The sequence below is a fragment of the Nocardia sp. Marseille-Q1738 genome, from assembly GCF_965283145.1.
This window is the reverse complement of sequence record NZ_CBDIMS010000003.1, coordinates 612,170-629,085: the sequence shown is the minus strand read 5'-3', so window position 1 is coordinate 629,085 and position 16,916 is coordinate 612,170. Positions and strand designations below refer to the sequence as shown.

Annotated in this window: 19 protein-coding genes and 2 tRNA genes; 14 read left to right on the top strand and 7 right to left on the bottom strand. The window is 69.1% G+C overall.

What is annotated here, in order from left to right:
* Positions 1 to 37 precede the first annotated feature (37 nt).
* Positions 38 to 2,617 (top strand): DNA translocase FtsK, encoded by a 2,580-nt coding sequence (locus ACWPXK_RS16475; protein ID WP_454196976.1) that lies wholly within the window; start codon positions 38 to 40, stop codon positions 2,615 to 2,617.
* A 6-nt stretch (positions 2,618 to 2,623) separates the two neighbouring features.
* Here ACWPXK_RS16475 and ACWPXK_RS16470 read toward each other — a convergent pair.
* Both ACWPXK_RS16470 and ACWPXK_RS16465 read right to left on the bottom strand, forming a co-directional pair.
* A tRNA-Leu gene (locus ACWPXK_RS16470) sits at positions 2,624 to 2,700 on the bottom strand.
* 31 nt (positions 2,701 to 2,731) lie between these two features.
* Positions 2,732 to 2,804: transfer RNA gene (locus ACWPXK_RS16465), tRNA-Trp, on the bottom strand.
* Between the two features lie 485 nt (positions 2,805 to 3,289).
* Between ACWPXK_RS16465 and ACWPXK_RS16460 the strand changes: the two genes are divergently transcribed.
* The gene (locus ACWPXK_RS16460; RefSeq protein WP_454196975.1) at positions 3,290 to 4,270 is read left to right on the top strand and encodes a TerC family protein; all 981 of its coding nucleotides are present in this window, start codon (positions 3,290 to 3,292) and stop codon (positions 4,268 to 4,270) included.
* Here the strand turns inward: ACWPXK_RS16460 and ACWPXK_RS16455 are convergent.
* On the bottom strand, positions 4,267 to 4,560 hold the full coding sequence (locus tag ACWPXK_RS16455; protein ID WP_454196974.1) for a YciI family protein: 294 nt from the start codon (positions 4,558 to 4,560) through the stop codon (positions 4,267 to 4,269). The two genes, ACWPXK_RS16460 and ACWPXK_RS16455, sit on opposite strands and share 4 nt — an antisense overlap.
* 26 nt (positions 4,561 to 4,586) lie before the next feature.
* A complete protein-coding gene (locus ACWPXK_RS16450) occupies positions 4,587 to 5,153 on the bottom strand; it encodes an amino-acid N-acetyltransferase (protein WP_454196973.1) in 567 nt (188 codons plus the stop codon).
* Between the two features lie 163 nt (positions 5,154 to 5,316).
* Between ACWPXK_RS16450 and pgsA the strand changes: the two genes are divergently transcribed.
* The 5 genes from pgsA (at position 5,317) to pspM (ending at position 9,102) form a co-directional block, all read left to right on the top strand.
* Entirely contained in the window at positions 5,317 to 5,976 is a 660-nt protein-coding gene (gene pgsA, locus ACWPXK_RS16445; protein ID WP_454196972.1) for a CDP-diacylglycerol--glycerol-3-phosphate 3-phosphatidyltransferase, read from the top strand.
* Entirely contained in the window at positions 5,973 to 6,485 is a 513-nt protein-coding gene (locus ACWPXK_RS16440; RefSeq protein WP_454196971.1) for a CinA family protein, read from the top strand. Before pgsA ends, ACWPXK_RS16440 begins: the two co-directional genes overlap by 4 nt.
* A 109-nt stretch (positions 6,486 to 6,594) precedes the next feature.
* Entirely contained in the window at positions 6,595 to 7,050 is a 456-nt protein-coding gene (locus tag ACWPXK_RS16435) for a helix-turn-helix domain-containing protein (protein WP_454196970.1), read from the top strand.
* Positions 7,051 to 7,250: 200 nt separating this feature from the next.
* Positions 7,251 to 8,072 carry a phage shock protein PspA gene (gene pspA / locus ACWPXK_RS16430; RefSeq protein ID WP_454197063.1) on the top strand — a complete coding sequence of 274 codons (822 nt, stop codon included), beginning with the start codon at positions 7,251 to 7,253 and terminating at the stop codon, positions 8,070 to 8,072.
* 139 nt (positions 8,073 to 8,211) lie between these two features.
* Positions 8,212 to 9,102, top strand: coding sequence for a phage shock envelope stress response protein PspM (pspM, locus tag ACWPXK_RS16425; protein WP_454196969.1), 891 nt, complete (start codon positions 8,212 to 8,214; stop codon positions 9,100 to 9,102).
* Positions 9,103 to 9,112: 10 nt separating this feature from the next.
* Here pspM and ACWPXK_RS16420 read toward each other — a convergent pair whose 3' ends face one another.
* Positions 9,113 to 9,313, bottom strand: coding sequence for a hypothetical protein (locus tag ACWPXK_RS16420; protein WP_454196968.1), 201 nt, complete (start codon positions 9,311 to 9,313; stop codon positions 9,113 to 9,115).
* Positions 9,314 to 9,565: 252 nt separating this feature from the next.
* On the opposite strand from ACWPXK_RS16420, the gene ACWPXK_RS16415 reads away from it, so the two are divergent.
* The 3 genes from ACWPXK_RS16415 to ACWPXK_RS16405 all read left to right on the top strand — a co-directional run bounded on the left by ACWPXK_RS16415 (position 9,566) and on the right by ACWPXK_RS16405 (position 12,130).
* The gene (locus ACWPXK_RS16415) at positions 9,566 to 11,089 is read left to right on the top strand and encodes a phosphatase PAP2 family protein (protein WP_454196967.1); all 1,524 of its coding nucleotides are present in this window, start codon (positions 9,566 to 9,568) and stop codon (positions 11,087 to 11,089) included.
* Between the two features lie 159 nt (positions 11,090 to 11,248).
* The gene (locus ACWPXK_RS16410; protein ID WP_364325981.1) at positions 11,249 to 11,413 is read left to right on the top strand and encodes a hypothetical protein; all 165 of its coding nucleotides are present in this window, start codon (positions 11,249 to 11,251) and stop codon (positions 11,411 to 11,413) included.
* Between the two features lie 78 nt (positions 11,414 to 11,491).
* A complete protein-coding gene (locus ACWPXK_RS16405) occupies positions 11,492 to 12,130 on the top strand; it encodes a PRC-barrel domain-containing protein (protein WP_454196966.1) in 639 nt (212 codons plus the stop codon).
* Positions 12,131 to 12,206: 76 nt separating this feature from the next.
* On the opposite strand, the gene ACWPXK_RS16400 is transcribed toward ACWPXK_RS16405, so the two are convergent.
* Positions 12,207 to 13,895 (bottom strand): PucR family transcriptional regulator, encoded by a 1,689-nt coding sequence (locus tag ACWPXK_RS16400; RefSeq protein WP_454196965.1) that lies wholly within the window; start codon positions 13,893 to 13,895, stop codon positions 12,207 to 12,209.
* 94 nt (positions 13,896 to 13,989) lie between these two features.
* A complete protein-coding gene (locus ACWPXK_RS16395) occupies positions 13,990 to 14,256 on the bottom strand; it encodes a UBP-type zinc finger domain-containing protein (RefSeq protein WP_454196964.1) in 267 nt (88 codons plus the stop codon).
* Positions 14,257 to 14,274: 18 nt separating this feature from the next.
* Here ACWPXK_RS16395 and ACWPXK_RS16390 point away from each other — a divergent pair, with 18 nt between their 5' ends.
* From ACWPXK_RS16390 to ACWPXK_RS16375, 4 genes are all read left to right on the top strand, one after another.
* Positions 14,275 to 14,397 carry a hypothetical protein gene (locus ACWPXK_RS16390; protein ID WP_454196963.1) on the top strand — a complete coding sequence of 41 codons (123 nt, stop codon included), beginning with the start codon at positions 14,275 to 14,277 and terminating at the stop codon, positions 14,395 to 14,397.
* Positions 14,398 to 14,645: 248 nt separating this feature from the next.
* Positions 14,646 to 14,819, top strand: a complete 174-nt coding sequence (locus ACWPXK_RS16385) for a hypothetical protein (RefSeq protein WP_169811181.1) — start codon at positions 14,646 to 14,648, stop codon at positions 14,817 to 14,819.
* Positions 14,820 to 14,897: 78 nt separating this feature from the next.
* Positions 14,898 to 15,608, top strand: a complete 711-nt coding sequence (locus ACWPXK_RS16380; protein WP_454196962.1) for a PIG-L deacetylase family protein — start codon at positions 14,898 to 14,900, stop codon at positions 15,606 to 15,608.
* Positions 15,609 to 15,736: 128 nt separating this feature from the next.
* Positions 15,737 to 16,894 (top strand): glycosyltransferase, encoded by a 1,158-nt coding sequence (locus tag ACWPXK_RS16375; protein WP_454196961.1) that lies wholly within the window; start codon positions 15,737 to 15,739, stop codon positions 16,892 to 16,894.
* Positions 16,895 to 16,916: the final 22 nt, after the last annotated feature.

Sequence of the window (16,916 nt, the reverse complement as noted above, 5' to 3'; positions counted from 1 at the left end):
AAGCCCCGGAGAGGCGGAACAGGCTAGCCTGGGGGCCATGGCAGGTAAGTCCCGCAGCACCACGACGACTCGGGCGCGGGCGGGATCGGCGCGGGGGAGGACCACCACGGCACGGTCTCGCGCGGCCACGCCCCGCTCAGCGGCGCCCCGCACGCCCGCCGCGGCCCGTGGGCGAACCACGCGCACCCGGCGTCCCGTGCGCCGCACCTCGAACACGGCGCCGCTCGCGGTGATCGGTCGCGGTATCAGCAGCGGCTGGACGATGCTGGCCCGCGGCCTCGGCGCGACCACCCGCACGTTGAGCCGGGCCGGGGAGATCGAACACGGACATCGGCGCGATGGTGTCGCGCTGGCCCTGATCGCGGTGAGCGCTGTGATCGCGGCGGCGGTGTGGTTGTCGGCGGGCGGGCCGGTCGGCCACTGGGTCGAGGACGTCATCCGCGCGATATCCGGATCGGCCTCGGCCGCATTGCCCTTCGTGGCCTCCGGAATCGCCGTGGTCCTGATGCGTACCGAACCGCGCCCGGAGATCCGTCCGCGGCTGGTGCTCGGCGGCCTGCTGATCGGCCTGCCGATGCTGGGTTTGTGGCACATCGCCGCGGGTGCCCCCACCGATGCGCACGGACGTTCCCGCGCAGCGGGTTTCGTCGGCTTCGTGGTGGGCGGGCCGCTGACCAACGGGCTGACCGCCTGGCTCTCGATACCGATCCTGTTGCTGGCCATCGTCTTCGGCCTGCTGCTGGTGACGGGTACGACGGTGCGCGAGGTGCCCGCCAAGCTGCGCCAGTACTTCGGCACCGAGCGCGGGGGCGACGAATACGGCGACTACCGGGACCACGATTCGGCCGACTACGACGCCGACGGCTTCCCCGTGCACCGCTCCAGCACCAAACGGCGCGGTCGCACGCCCGCCGAGAACTACCCGCCCGACGAGTTCGGCGACCCCGGCGCGGTCACCGAGATGCTCGGCGAACCGCCGCTGCGTGACGCCAAGCCGATCGCGGTCGAGGAACCCGCGGCGAAACCGAAGCCGAAGAAGCAGCGTCCGGCGGCAGTCGAGGATCAGACCCCACCGCCGCCGAAGCAGCTGGAATTCGTCACCGACCGCGAAGTCGAGGGCGACTACATATTGCCGCCGCTGTCGCTGCTGACCGACGGCGACCCGCCCAAGAAGCGCAGCGCCGCCAACGAATCGATGATCGAGGCGATCACCGAGGTACTGGTGCAGTTCAAGATCGACGCGGCGGTCACCGGTTTCGTGCGCGGTCCGACGGTCACCCGCTACGAAGTCGAACTCGGGCCCGGCGTGAAGGTCGAGAAGATCACCGCTCTGGCCCGCAACATCGCCTACGCCGTCGCGACGGAGAACGTCCGGCTGCTCGCGCCGATCCCGGGCAAGTCCGCCGTCGGCATCGAGGTACCCAACGCCGACCGCGAGCTGGTCCGGCTGGCCGACGTGCTCAAGGCGCCCTCCACCCGCACGGATCACCATCCCCTGGTGATCGGCCTCGGCAAGAACATCGAGGGCGAGTTCGTCTCGGCCAATCTGGCCAAGATGCCGCATCTGCTGGTCGCGGGCTCCACCGGTTCGGGTAAGTCGAGTTTCGTGAACTCGATGCTGGTGTCGCTGCTGCAACGGGCGACGCCGGACGAGGTCCGGATGATCCTGATCGATCCGAAAATGGTGGAATTGACGCCCTACGAGGGCATTCCACACCTGATCACGCCGATCATCACGCAGCCGAAGAAGGCCGCCGCCGCGCTGGCCTGGCTGGTCGAGGAGATGGAGCAGCGGTATCAGGACATGCAGGCCAACAAGGTGCGCCACATCGACGACTTCAACAAGAAGGTGAAGTCGGGTGCGATCACCGCGCCGCTGGGCAGCGAGCGGGTGTACCGGCCCTACCCGTACATCCTCGCCATCGTCGACGAGCTGGCCGACCTGATGATGACCGCCCCGCGCGATGTGGAAGACGCGATCGTCCGCATCACCCAAAAGGCCCGTGCGGCAGGCATCCATCTCGTACTGGCCACGCAGCGTCCGTCGGTGGACGTGGTGACCGGTCTGATCAAGACCAACGTGCCCTCCCGGCTGGCGTTCGCGACCTCGTCGCTGACCGACTCGCGGGTCATCCTCGACCAGCCCGGCGCCGAGAAACTGATCGGCATGGGTGACGGGCTGTTCCTGCCGATGGGCGCGGGCAAGCCGACTCGCCTGCAGGGCGCGTTCATCAGCGACGAGGAGATCCACGCCGTCGTCGACTTCGCCAAGAACCAGGCCGAGCCCGACTACCAAGACGGCGTGACCGCGGCCAAACCGGGCGAGAAGAAGGATGTCGACCCCGATATCGGCGACGACCTCGACGTCTTCCTGCAGGCGGTGGAACTCGTGGTCACCTCCCAATTCGGGTCCACCTCCATGCTGCAGCGCAAGCTGCGCGTCGGCTTCGCCAAGGCGGGCCGGCTGATGGACCTCATGGAGACCCGGGGCGTGGTCGGCCCGAGCGAAGGATCCAAGGCGCGTGACGTGCTCGTCAAACCCGATGAGCTGGAAGGGTTGCTCTGGTCGATCCGCGGAGGTGGTGGCGAGGGCGGCGATCCGGCCGAGCAGGAGTGATCCTGATGGTTCCCTCGGCGAGATTCGAACTCGCATCTCCCGGAATCTAGGTCCGGCGCCTCTACCTATTGGGCTACGAGGGATCGGCGGGCGGTGCGCAACCACCCGGTCCGGCACGGACGGAGGGACTCGAACCCCCGGCCAACGGTTTTGGAGACCGCCGCTCTACCAACTGAGCTACGTCCGTCTGCACGAAAAGGGGCCACCCTCAGGCATTTCGCCGCGGGTGGCCCCTTTTCGCACGGGTCCTTGCGCAAGACACGTTCAGGGGCCGCTCCGCACGCTCATCCGCCAATCCAGGGCGGACGATGCGGATAGCACAGTCTGGGCGCACGACTGCCGGGCACTGCTCAGCGACAGCTGTCGCCGCACCGACCCGGTCATCGCTTTGCCTCTCCTGTGATTTTCGTTGCTACCGAAACTAACACCCGCTTCCGGTGTTGTGAACCGCTTTCCGCCGCCGCCCCGGCGCGGTTCCGCTCTCGTGCGCTCGACGGGTACAGCGCAACGGTGTTCAGCGGTGTGGTAGGGCGTCGGTCACGATCGACGACTAGCGAGGACGGTCGAGGTAGCGCATGTGCAATCATGGTCGGCAACTACCCCGCTACCTAGTCAAATGGACAAATCGGGCAATATGGACGCCATGACCTTCGCTTCCGATCGGCACACCGCATGCAGGTAACCGCGCTCGAATGGGTGATCACCATCGCGGTGATCCTCGGATTGTTCGTCTTCGACTTCTTCGCGCACGTCCGCACCCCGCACGAGCCGACGTTCCGGGAATCCGGATTCTGGTCGGCGGTCTACATCGGGCTGGCGCTGGCCTTCGGTGGCGTGGTCGCCTGGCAATGGGGCACGACCTACGCGGGGGAGTACTACGCGGGCTTCGTCACCGAGAAGGCGCTCTCGGTGGACAATCTGTTCGTCTTCCTGATCATCATGTCCACCTTCGCGGTGCCGCGGATCTATCAGCAGAAGGTGCTGCTGATCGGCATCGTGATCGCCTTGGTGATGCGCGGTGTGTTCATCGGCGTCGGCGCGGCCGCGATCAGCGCGTTCAGCTGGGTGTTCTATCTGTTCGGGTTGTTCCTCGTCTACACGGCGGTGAAGCTGCTGCGGGAGAGCGGCCACGAGGTCGAAGTCGAGGAGAAGCGCGACAGCCGCATCGTCGCGCTGACCAAGCGGATCCTGCCGACCACCGACGAGTACGACGGCGACAAGCTGGTGACCAGGATCGACGGACGCCGCGCCGTCACGCCGCTGCTGCTGGCCTTGCTGGCCATCGGCTTCGCCGACCTGCTGTTCGCGCTGGACTCCATCCCGGCCATCTACGGCCTGACCGAGCAGCCCTACCTCGTGTTCACCGCGAACGCTTTCGCGCTCATGGGCTTGCGGCAGCTGTACTTCCTGATCGGCGGACTGCTCGACCGGCTGGTCTACCTGTCCTACGGCTTGGCGGCCATCCTCGCGTTCATCGGCGTGAAGCTCGTGCTGCACGCACTGCACGAGAACACGTTGCCGTTCATCAACGGCGGCGAGCACGTCACGGTCCCGGAGATCTCCACGCCGGTCTCCCTGGGCGTCATCCTCACCATCCTGGTCGTCGCCACGGTCGCGAGCCTGCTCCGGACACGCGCCCGGGTGGGGCGCTAGCGGCTGGAGGAGGTGAAGGCGCCGAACACCGGCGCCCACTCGACCGCGCGGACGTCGTCGATCAGGGCCTCTCGGGCGAACGGATCCTGCGTGAGGAGGTTCTTCAACGCACCCGCGTCCTCCGACCGGAAGATCAGCAGCGCGCCGGACCCGTCCGGGTACGGCCCGCTGCTGAGCAGGGTGCCGGACTCGAGCAGACCGGCCAGCCACGCGCGATGCTCGGGACGGTGAGCGTCGCGACCTGCGGCGGTGGCTTCGGAGTAGACGTAGTGGACGGCGAAGATCGGCACGGGTATCGCTTCCTGTGGGGACGGGCTCACAGCGTCAGGAGCATTCGAGTATTGCCCAGGGTGTTCGGCTTCACATAGCTGAGATCGAGGAACTCCGCGACGCCGGTGTCATACGAGCGGCACATCTCCGCGTACACCTCGGCGGTGACCGGCGTGCCGTCGATCTCCACGAAACCGTGCCTGCCGAAGAACTCCACCTCGAAGGTCAGCACGAACAGCCGTTGCAGTTCCAGTTCGCGCGCGACGGCGATCAGCCGCTGCACGATGAGCTTGCCCACACCACTGCCCTTGACGTCCGGATGCACCGCGACGGTGCGCACCTCGCCGAGATCGGCCCACAGCACGTGCAGCGCGCCGCAGCCGACGACGCGGCCGTCCAGTTCGGCGACCCAGAATTCCTGCACCGCCTCGTACAGCGTGACCAGGTTCTTCTCCAGCAGGATGCGGCCTGCGTACGCGTCGACGAGGCGCTTGATCTCGGGCACGTCGGAGGTTCGGGCGCGTCGGACGACCGGGACGGAGGTCTGCGCGGCGAAGGCCGCGCCGGGGTGCGCGTCGCTTGTCGAACCACCTAGTGGTCCCCGAGAGGTCATGGGGTGCACAGTAGTCGGCCCGGCTACCGATAGTCTGATCGTGTGCCGCAGATCCAGCCGTTCCGCTCACCGCATCGCGCCGGGCAGCGCGACGCGATGACGAGGCGGCCATGACGCGGCAAGCCGCGGGCGAGGCGGCGGCAATGAGGGGCGAGGCGCAGGTATGAGTGTGCAGCCAGAGGAGACGGACCGTCCCTGGAGCGCGCCCGGCCCGGTCCGGCCCGGGTTCGCGACCGCCCAGGCCGAGACAGGGGCGCCGCTGCTGAACATCGCGAACGTGCTCACCATGCTGCGCATCGCGATCGTGCCGCTGTTCGTCGTGACGCTGTTCGTCGACGGCGGTCATCAGACGGGCTGGCGGATCACCGCCGCCGCGCTGTTCGGCCTCGCCGCGATCACCGATCGGTTCGACGGGCAACTGGCGCGCAAATACGGTCTCGTCACGGATTTCGGCAAGCTCGCCGACCCCATCGCGGACAAGGCGCTGATCGGGTCCGCGGTGATCGGCCTGTCCCTGCTCGGTGACCTGGCCTGGTGGATCACGCTCGTCATCTGCGGTCGCGAGATCGGCGTGACGCTGCTGCGGCTGGTGGTGGTGCGGCGCGGGGTGATTCCCGCCGGACGCGGCGGCAAGCTCAAGACCCTGGTGCAGTCGCTGGCGATCGCCCTGCTGCTGTTGCCGTTGTCGGGCTGGTTCGCCGACCTCGGTATGGCGCTGATGTACGCGGCGGTCGCGCTGACGGTGGCGACGGGACTGGACTACGTCGGCCAGGCGGCCAGGGTGTGGTTCGCCGGCGCACCGGGCCGGACGCGCGGCGCATGACCGATCCGCTCGTCGCCCAGGTGCCCGCCGCCGACCTCGTGCGGGCCCTGGTGACAGTGCGGCAAACCGTCGCGACCGCCGAATCGCTGACCGCCGGTCTGCTGGCCGCCACGATCGCGGGGATTCCCGGCGCCAGCGCCGTACTGCGGGGCGGGTTGGTGGTGTACGCCACCGATCTCAAACACAGTCTCGCGGGCGTCGACGCGGACGTACTCGCGACGGAAGGCCCGGTGGCGGCCAGCACCGCCGAGCAAATGGCCGTCGGCGCGCGCACGACATGCGGCGCGGACTGGGGTGTGGGGCTGACCGGCGTCGCCGGCCCGGATTCGCAGGACGGTCACCCGGTGGGCACGGTGTTCCTCGGCGTCGCGGGTCCGGTCCATTCCGAAGTGGTGCGGTTGAAACTCCCCGGCAACCGGTGGACGATCAGAATCGGCGCAACACGCACGGCGGTATCCGAATTGCTGCGCTGCGTGCGGGAGACGGGTTCGGCCGGGCGCAGCGACTGACGGTGCCCGGCGGGAACCAACCGGCCCCGCTCCGACGTTGTGCGAGAAAGAACGGCATGCGTGGGGTCACGAATCGTCGGCCCGGCGACCGGGAGCGAAGGAGAACGAGATGACGCTGCTGCGAGAGGCGATCGGGGACAGTCTGCGGCGTGCTCGTCTCGCCCAGAACCGGACCCTGCGCGAGGTCTCCACGTCGGCACGGGTGAGCCTCGGCTATCTCTCCGAGGTCGAGCGGGGTCGCAAGGAGGCATCGAGTGAACTGCTCGCCGCGATCTGCGAGGCCCTGGACGTGCCGCTGTCGCGGGTGCTGTGGGATGTGAGCACGATCATGGCGGGCGCCGACGGACTGCCGGTCGGCGCGCCCGCGGAGGACGCCGCCGCGCCCGCGGCGGCCGAGCCGGAGCAGACCGCCACCGAGCCCGCGGCGACCGCCGAGCCCGCACCGGCCTCCGCCGCCATGTCGGCGGCCGGGGTTTCCCCGCGGCCGCTGCCGCTGGCCGACGACACCAGGATCGTCATTCCCGCGCCGAGAGCGGACATGCTGGTCCTGGTGAAGGGCATCTGACGCGGCATGAGACGTAGCCGTCGCGGCAACGCTGCGGACCGACGCGAAAAGCGGATAGATTCTCCATAAGGCGTCGTTCGGGCCGGGCTCGCCCGGCCCGGGTGCCACATGGTGGAGGATAGGCACATATCGAGTGCGTGACGGTCGCGCACTGGAGTCGCGCCCGGGCGCGGCATGTCAGATGGAGGCGGGATCAATCGATGGCTAATCCGTTCGTCAAGGCCTGGAAATACCTGATGGCCCTCTTCGACGCCAAGATCGAGGAGCACGCGGATCCGAAGGTCCAGATTCAGCAGGCTATCGAGGAAGCCCAGCGGCAGCACCAGGCCCTGTCGCAGCAGGCCGCGTCGGTCATCGGCAATCAACGTCAGCTGGAGATGAAGCTGAACCGGCAGCTGGACGAGGTCGAGAAGCTCAACGCCAACGCACGCCAGGCCGTGTTGCTGGCCGATCAGGCCACCGCGGCGGGCGACACCGAGAAGGCGATCCAGTACACGAACGCCGCCGAGGCGTTCGCCGCTCAACTGGTCACCGCCGAGCAGAGCGTCGAGGACCTGAAGGTCCTGCATGACCAGTCGCTGCAGGCTGCGGCCCAGGCCAAGAAGGCCGTGGAGCAGAACGCGATGCTGCTGCAGCAGAAGGTCGCCGAGCGCACCAAGCTGCTCAGCCAACTGGAGCAGGCCAAGATGCAGGAGCAGGTCTCCGCGTCGCTGCAGCGGATGGATTCGACGCTGTCGGCGCCGGGCACCACGCCGAGCCTGGACGCGGTGCGCGAGAAGATCGAGCGCCGCTACGCCAACGCGCTCGGTGCCGCCGAACTCGCGCAGAACTCCGTGCAGGGCCGCATGCTCGAGGTGCAGCAGGCCAGCATTCAGATGGCCGGGCACAGCAAGCTCGAGCAGATTCGCGCGTCCATGCGCGGCGAACAGCTGCCCGCCGGTGGCGGCCAGGCGGCCATCGACCAGGCACAGCCGAATGCGGCACAGCCGCAGATGAACAAGGGACAGGCCGCGCAACAGTAGCCCGCGGACGGACATTCGGCGAGGATGTGTCGGTGGGGGCTGCTTCACTGAAGGACATGGCATGGGTCTGCGACCGGCCGGCCGTCGGCCAGGTCGGACCCGAGCCCGTCCGATGCGCGCGACCGGTGGGAGAGAAGGCATGAGCGGCAGTGGATTTCGCGAGCGGCGGATCGAAACGCGGCGCCCGCGTGGGTCCGCGCTGATCCGGGCGCAGGCCGCGCTCGCGCCGCAGCCGGGCAGCCTGCCGGACAGCATTCGCGAAGTCGGCGAGAACGCACTGGTCGCGGTGCGGCGCTGGGCCGATCCGCGGGAGCGAGAGTTGCGCCGCCGCCGCAGGGCCCGCCGCCGCAGCTTTCAGCTCGGTACCGTCTCCGGCCTCACCACGGCGGGAACCGTTGGGCTCGTGGTCATTTCGGCGCCGGTCTGGGCCGTGGTCGTGGTGGGCGGCGGCGCGGTCGCGCTGGTGACCGGCGCGGCGCTGAGCACCCGCCGGTATCTGCGGCTGCGGGGCGCTCCGCTGCCGCAAGCGGCGTTCATCCCGCGGAAACAGCCGCCGCCGTGGTCGAACGCCCGTCCGCCGATCGCGCGACTGGTGCGGGCGGAGAAGGCATTGCACGGGCTCGGCACGCAGATCGCCCGCTCACGGCGACTGCCCCACGACGAGTTGGCCGACATGCTGGAGACGGCGGCGTCGGGAGCGGCGGCGCTGCACGCGCTCGCCGCCGACATCACGGCGATGGAACAGGGGCTCGCCGCGATGGGGCGCGCGAATTCGCCTGCTGCCGTGGCTCTCACCGAGAACCTGCGACTCATCCTCGGCAGGCTCGATACCGGCGTGACGGAGTACGAACAGGTCGTGGCCGCCGCCGGCCGGATTCTCGCGGTTCCGGAGAACACCGTGGTGCGGCACAACTTCGACACCATCGTCGCGGATCTCCGGCATGCCTCCGACCGGCTGGACGGATGGGCTCAGGCGCTCACCGAGGTCGCCGACCGATCGGTGCCCGCGTCGCCGCGACCACCGACCTGATCGTTTCGCCTCAGCGCGTCCGGTCCCGCCCGCGCAACTCTTCGGCCCTGGCACGCAGAGCCGCACCCACCAGTTCGCGGCTCTCGGCCATGAGGTCGAGCACCTCCCAGGACGCTTTGCGCGCGGCGGAGCCGACGATCCCCGCTATCGCCGAACCGTGCCGTCGTGCCGCCGCCGCGAGTTCTTGTGCCAGCTCGCTCGTGTGTTCCATCAGGTCCCGACCGTCACGTGATGTTCAGTGCATGACTGTGTGCTGAATGGGGCATCGGCATGGATGGGCCATCCCTCCTTCTTGTCGTTCAAGGTCATTGCGTTTCGAAGATCAGAGTACATCCGTGCACTGAATTGGGGTACCGGCCGGGTGGTGCGGGTGCGGGTTCGGTCAGCGGACGCGATCGCGCTCCCCGGCAAGGGAATTGACCAGCTCGGACACGCCGTCCGAGCAAATCGGTAGGCTTCGGCGATGCGGTTCCTTTCGACTCGCAGGCGCGACAATGCGCGCGTCGCCGGTATGGCGCGCGGCTTGGATCGCTGGTTGGTCGACCGCAGCGCGCGCGTCCGGGAGACGCCGGCGGACCGGGTGCTGAAAGGGTTGAGCACCGCGGCCGACAAGAACCGCCTGTGGATCGCGCTCGGCGCGGGTCTGTTCGTCGCCGGAGACCGCTCGACTCGTCGCGGCGCGGTACGTGGTCTGCTCGCGCTGGCAGTCGCCAGCGGCGTGGCCAACGGCATCGCCAAGCCGCTGTTCCCGCGTCGCCGTCCGCCGGACGAATCCGTTCCTTTCGTGCGCAGGTTGGTCGCTCCGCCGGTGTCGTCGTCGTTCCCGTCCGGGCATTCGGCCTCGGCCGCCGCGTTCGCCGCGGGGCTGGCACTGGAATCACCCGCGGCCGGTGCCATGGTGGCTCCGGTCGCCGGCGCGGTCGCCTACTCGCGGGTGCACATCGGCGTGCACTGGCCATCCGATGTCGTCGCCGGTGCGCTGTTCGGTGGCGCGGTCGCGCTGGTCACCAGACGGTGGTGGGCGGTGCGCGATGACGAACCCGCCACACTCGGCCCGGTCGAACACATCGAGCCGCTGCGCGGCGGCGCCGGACTCCTGCTGATCGGCAACCCACAGGCGGGAGCGGGCGACGACACGCTCGCCGTCCTGCGTGAGCGGCTGCCCGCCGCCGCGGTGCTGGAGATCGGTGTCGCGGAGGATGTCGAAGCGCGGGTCGAGGACATGATGCGCCGCGACGACATCGTCGCGCTCGGCGTGGTGGGCGGCGACGGAACGGTGTCCACCGTCGCGGAGTACGCGGTGCGGCATGGGTTGCCGCTCGCGGTCTTCGCGGGCGGCACACTGAACCATTTCGCCAGGGACGCCGGGGTGGAGGAGCCCGGGGTGACCTTCGCCGCGCTGGAGGCGGGCGACGCGGTCCGCGTCGACGTGGCCGAGGTGCGTTTCGACGACGCCGGCGAACGAACCTTCGTCAACACCGCCAGCCTCGGCGGGTATCCCGATTTCGTCCGGGTCCGGGAGCGCTGGGAGCGTCGCGTCGGGAAGTGGCCTGCCGCGGGAATCGCCATGGTGCGCGTGCTGTTCCGCGCCCAGCCGCTGCGGGTCACCGTGGACGGTAACCGCACCGCGCTGTGGATGCTGTTCGTCGGAAACGGCACCTACCAGCCGGCCGACCAGATCCCGATGTCGCGCCCGCGGTTGCACGGCGGCACTCTCGACGTGCGCTACCTCCGAGCGGATGTCCCGTTCTCGCGGTTGCGCCTGATCTCGGCGACGTTCACCGGCACGCTCGGCTACTCCGCCACCTATGTGCACCGGCGGGTCTCCCGGCTGGAGGTCCGGGTGGCCGAGGAGCCGGTCTCGCTGGCGACCGACGGCGAAGTCGACCATCGGGGCAAGGTATTCCGGTTCCACAGCAGGCTCGCGGGGCTGATCCTGATCAAGAGTGGTGCGCATCCTGTGGTGGATCGCGACCACCGTGGGTAGCGAAAAGATAGCTGTCCGGCTAATTCCGCTCGGATGACTCCGGCGAATTCCCCGCTGGATCGGTTTGATCGGTCGGAAGAGGGGTAGTTGCCACCCTGTAGCTGATCGACCAGACCCGGCGGAGGGCCGGGACCATGCACAACTGGGTAGGAGCACGTCATGCTCGATGTTTCCCACCGGCAATCGCTGCTCGACGAGGATACCCAGCGGCTGGACATCAGCCGCTATCTGGCATGTGAATCCGCCGAGGACCCGGTGCGGAAGGCGCGCAGGACACAGCGCGTCGACGCCGGACCCGGCGCCGATCGATCCACAAGCGACTGACCCCTTTCTCGGTACGCGCGGTGTACAGCCGCGTTCTCTCGGACTGCGCATCGCACCGAACGAACTGCGGAGGAACCCATGACCGAAATGCTGGAAACGCTCATCGGCAGCTCTGTGTACGACCCCGGCGGTGCCAAGATCGGCAAGGTCAAACGGGTCTACGTGGACAACAACTCCGGGTCGCCCACCTGGGTCGCGGTCTCCACCGGGCTGTTCAGCCCCGACGCCCTGGTCCCGCTGGCCGGAGCCGAGCATCGCGCCGACTCGGCCGTCCTGCAGGTGCAGGTCGAGAAGGAGGCGGTGAAGACCGCGCCCCAGCTGGACCATGACGGGCAGATCAGTCCGCAGGCGGAGCAGGAACTGTTCGACCACTACCAGATCGACCCGGACGGCGCCGCTTGGGACGTCTACGGCCGGCAGCCGCTGCCGGACCAGCGGTCGCGTGCCCAGACCGGGATGCTCCGCTCGGACGAGCGTCGCGATATCGGCGCCGAGCAGGAGGATGTCGGCATGGCGCGGATGCGCACGTACCTGGAGAGCGAAGAGGAGACGCTGCGCATGCCCGCTACCGGCGACCCGATGCGGATCAAGCCCGAACCGATCGCCGACCCGTACGCTGTCGACTCGGCCGATCTCGGTATGCAAGAGCCAGAGGTCACTCCGTACGAAGACCGCCGCACCGACGGGATGGAGGACCCCGAGCGCCCCATGCGCTGACCGGGGCGCCCGGACCGGCCGCGCCAGGGTCCACCCGGGCGCGACCGGGTCGGTCGACGCCTGTCGTGGCCGAAGGTCAATTCCCCGAGCCGCGCCAGGCCGGCGGCGAGACCGGCGACAGGAATTGCCATGCGCGCGTAGCGGCTTGCAAGTTGAACCGGGTGTTGACATCGCGCAGATCGAATCCGGTGAGCTCGCGGATGCGCCCCAGGCGGTACCGCAGCGTGCTGCGGTGGATGTGCAATGCCGCGGCCGAGTCGTCGTAGTTGCCACCGCATTCCAGATATTGGCTCAGCGTATACACCAGGTCGGCATGATGATCCCGGTCGTAGTCGAGCAGGACGCCGAGCCACTCGCGCATGAACTGCTCGACTTGCCCGTCCGCCCGGGCGGCGTCGACGAGACGATAGAAGCCCAGCTCGTCGAACGCGGTCGCGCCATCGGGTATCCGTGAGCGCAGCCGGATGTTGATTGCGCGGCGCGCGTCGTCGAAGGATCGGGCGAAGTCGCTCGGTTGCGCGCAGCCGCCGCTGATGCCGATGGTCACCGGCGTCGTGTCGAGCTGCTCGCAGATGGCGTGGTGCAGCGTGACCGGATCGGGGCGGCGGTCGGTGATCAGGACGACCATGCCCGCATGGCGTCCCTGGATGACATGCAGATCCAAGGCGGTCGCGGCTCGGCCGACCGCGTCGGTGAGGGCGGCGTCGCCGCCGTGCACCAGCACGACGTAGTGCTCGCCGTGCAGGTCGTAGCCCAGCGCCTCGGCACGGGCGAAGGCGCTGTCGTCGTCGGTGCCCGACAGCAGGTCGTCGACCAGCTCCCGGCGCAACCGCAGCTCGATTTCGGCGAGATTGCGCTGGTGTGCCAGCTCCAACGCGAGCACCGTGCTGGCGTAACTGAGGGCGAAGACCTGATCGTCGACCACCCGATTGTCCGGGTCGATCAGCGCGAGCGTGCCCAGGATCTCGGCGCGCGGCTTCACCAGCACCATCATCCGGTCGCGAACGCGCAGCGGCGCGTTGTGGGTGGCGAGCCGGTGCAGCAATTGTTCGCGCTCTTGTGGTGGCGCTTTCGGATAGGGGTCCGGTCGTCCGGGCCCCGACCAGGCTCGCAGATTGCCGAACGGGTCTTCGATGGCGACCGGCAAGCCGGTCAGCTGCGCCAAGGCGTCCGCGATGCCCTGCTCGCCGGTGCCGTAGGCGGCGGCGCTGGACAGCACCTCGTGCACGTGCGTGCGGTGCTCGAGCCACAGGACGGTGGCGGACAGGTGCTCGTTGATCGCGGTCAGGTCGACAGCGTCGGCGGACGCCGGTTCGCGCGGCGCGGCATTCGCCAGCGCGGCGTTCGCGAGCTGGGTGAGCACGGTGAGCAGGACGATCTCCTCCTGCGGCGGTTCGTGCTCGGCGGCGACGACCAGCACGCCGACCGTTTCGGACCGGTCGCGCAGCGGGAACGCCCAGCCCCACTGACGATGGGGCAGTCGGATCCGGCCCGCACCGTGCTGGGCGCGGAGCTGGGCGGCCACGTCGGGTGGGGGAGGCTGCGGCTGCGGGCAGAGCAGGTAGTCACCATCGACCAGCCGATAGCAGGCCAGCGTGCGGCAGCATCCGACGGTCGGCACGGCCTCCGCGGCGATCCGCAGGATGTCCTGCTCTCCGCGCTCGGCGAAGAGCTGGACCGACATCGCGCCCAAGGCGCGCAGCGCCGAAGCCGGTAGGGACGACAGCGTGTCGCCGACATCGGAACTCGACGTTCGCTGGTTCATGGGCTCCGGTCCGGGGCCGTCGAGGTCATCCCGCTGCCCTCCGCGATCACATCAAGGCGGTGCTGGGAGTAATTCCCGACGGTACACCGATCACTCAGACGAAGTCCTGGTGAACGTAGCACCAGCGCCAATCCTCGCCGGGTTGCAGCGAGCGCACGATCGGGTGACCGGCGGCGCCGGCGTGTGCCCTGGCGTGCCGCATCGGCGAGGAGTCGCAGCAGCCGACGTGCCCGCAGGTCAGGCACAGCCGCAGGTGGACCCACGGGGTGCCGAGCCGTAGGCACTCCTCGCATCCCAGCGCCGTTCGTGGTCGCACCGGACGAACCGCGGCCAGATGCGGATCCGCGTGTACCGGAGTCATCTCGTCGCCTCCTTCTGCGTGCCCGCCGACAGTGCCGCGTCCAGCCACCCCCGCGGGCACCGGTACGGCACCACCAGCCGGCACGTCCGCACCGTCGAGTACGAGGAGCGTGGCACCGCCCGCGCCAACGACCCATCGTGACAATCAGCTCTCCAGCAGAACACGGTCCGCCATGTCGAAACCGGGTTCTCGATTCGTCCTGCGAGCACGAGATCGCCAGCCGGGGGCGTCTGCGGACCAGGCGAGAGCCCGCGCAGCGGCCCCGGCACCGAACACGGTCCGATGTCGGGGTGAACCCTGATTTAACCCGGATATCCCGTCTCACCTGCTGATTCACGAACAGTCAGATGTCATGCTCGAAGCGGAAACGGACTTCTGGGAGGCATCACATGTTGTGGAAGATCATCGGCGTCGTCGCGGTCGTCTGGATCGCGCTGGCCGTCATCGGGGCGCTGATCAAGGGGCTGTTCCCGATCCTCGTGATCAGCGCCATCGTGTTCGGGCTGTACCTGCTGTACAAGGCGGTGTCGGGCTCGGACAAGTCGACGGTGAGCAAGCTGTAACGACAGCTGGGGCCGGGCGGCGTCGGTCGGGGCGTCGCCCGGCCGGTTACCGGGACGGCAATGCTTGAATGATTCCTCGTGGATCACGTTCCGGAAGATTGGCAGCGCGGCTTGGTGATCGTCGCGCACCCCGACGATATCGAGTACGGCGCTGCCGCCGCGGTCGCACGGTGGACCCGGCAGGGCAAGGACATTCGCTACGTGCTGGTGACCAGCGGAGAGGCCGGCATCGCCGGTTTGCAGCCTGCGGTCGCAGGCCCCCTCCGCGAGGCGGAGGAGATCGCGTCGGCCGAGGTGGTGGGCGTACACGAGGTGGAGTTCCTCCGCTACCCGGACGGCCGAGTGCAGGAGAGCCTGGAACTGCGCCGCGACTTGGCCGCCGCGATCCGCAGGCATCAGCCGGAGATGGTGGTGCTGTTCAATTTCGGCGACACCTGGGCGCCGGGCTACGCCAACAGCGCCGATCACCGCGCCGTCGGCCGCGCCGCCCTGGACGCCGTCTCCGACGCGGGCAACGAGTGGATCTTCCCGGAGCTCGCCGAATCGAAACCGTGGTCGGCCCGCTGGGCGGCGGTCGTGGGACCGGTCGCCACGCACGCCGTCGACGTCACGGAGACTCTCGTCGAGGCCGCCGCCTCACTCGCCGAACATCGCCGCTACCTCGAGGCGCTGAGCCCCGAGCCCGTCACCGATCAGGTTCGTGCCGTCGTGGAGCGGGCGACCGGCCCCAAGGACGGATTCCCCGCCGAGCACGCGGTCGGTTTCGAGCTGTTCTACTTCGGCGGCTGATCAGCGTTTCGTGAGCCGGACGCACGCGTGGACGATGGCACCACGGTGGCCGGAGTGGTCACCGGGGCATCGGACGCGCCACGACCGGGTGCCATCCGGCCCAAGTGGCCGTGTGGCAGGCTAGGCGGATGCGAGTAGCCGTTGTCGCAGGACCCGACCCCGGGCATGCGTTCCCCGCTATCGCGTTGTGCTTGCGGTTTCTGGCCGCCGGTGACGAGCCGGTGCTGTTCACCGGTCCGCGCTGGTTCGACTCGGCGCTGGCGGCCGGGATCGGCGTGCGTCGGCTCAAGGGTCTCGCGCCGCGGCCGGTGGACGACGACACCGACGCCGGGCAGCGTATCCACGAGCGGGCCGCGCATGTCTCCACCGAGATCCTGCCGGAATTGAGCGCCATGCTGCCCGAGCTGGTCGTCTCCGATGTGCTGACCGCGGGCGGCGGGATGGCCGCGGAACGACTCGGTGTGCCGTGGGTGGAGCTGTCGCCGCATCCGCTGTATCTGCCGTCGAAGGCGTTGCCACCCATCGGAAGTGGCCTCGCTCCCGGCGCGGGCGTATACGGGCGGATGCGGGACGGCCTGTTGCGCGGCATGACCGCCCGCGCTCTTCGCCACGGCCGCCGTCAGCGGGAGCGGGCACGCGAGAGCGTCGGGTTACCGGCCGTCGATCCCGGTCCCGACGCCCGTCTGATCGCCACCTTGCCCGCGCTCGAGGTGCCGCGCCCCGACTGGCCGGAAGCGGCTCACGTCATCGGTCCGCTGCTGTGGGAGCCGACCGATGCGATCCTGGATCTTCCGCCTGGCGACGGGCCGCTGGTCATGGTCGCTCCTTCCACCGCGCACACCGGCGTCGTGGGCATGGTCGAGACCGTCCTGGAAGCACTGGACGGCACCGGCGTCCGCGTGGCGATCTCGATGCTGGACCCGCCACCGGCCGATCTTCCCTCGTGGGCGACGGCCGGGCTGGGCCGCCAAGACGAACTCCTGACCCACGCGTCCGTGGTCGTGGGCGGCGGCGGTCACGGCCTGCTCGCCAAAACACTGTCGGCAGGCGTTCCGATCGTCACCGTTCCCGGTGGCGGCGATCAGTGGGAGCTGGCCAATCGCGCTGCCCGCCAAGGTAGTTCGATCGTTGTCCGCCCGTTGTCGCCAGGCGCTCTGCGCGCCGCGGTCGAGGAAATCCTCGCCGACCCCGGCTACACCAGGGCCGCCGAAGCGGCCGCCGCGCACGCCCCGCTGCCGGACCCCGTCGCCCTCTGCCACCGGATTTTCCAGCCTGTCCATCCCTGACCGGCAAGTGCGTGCCACTGAC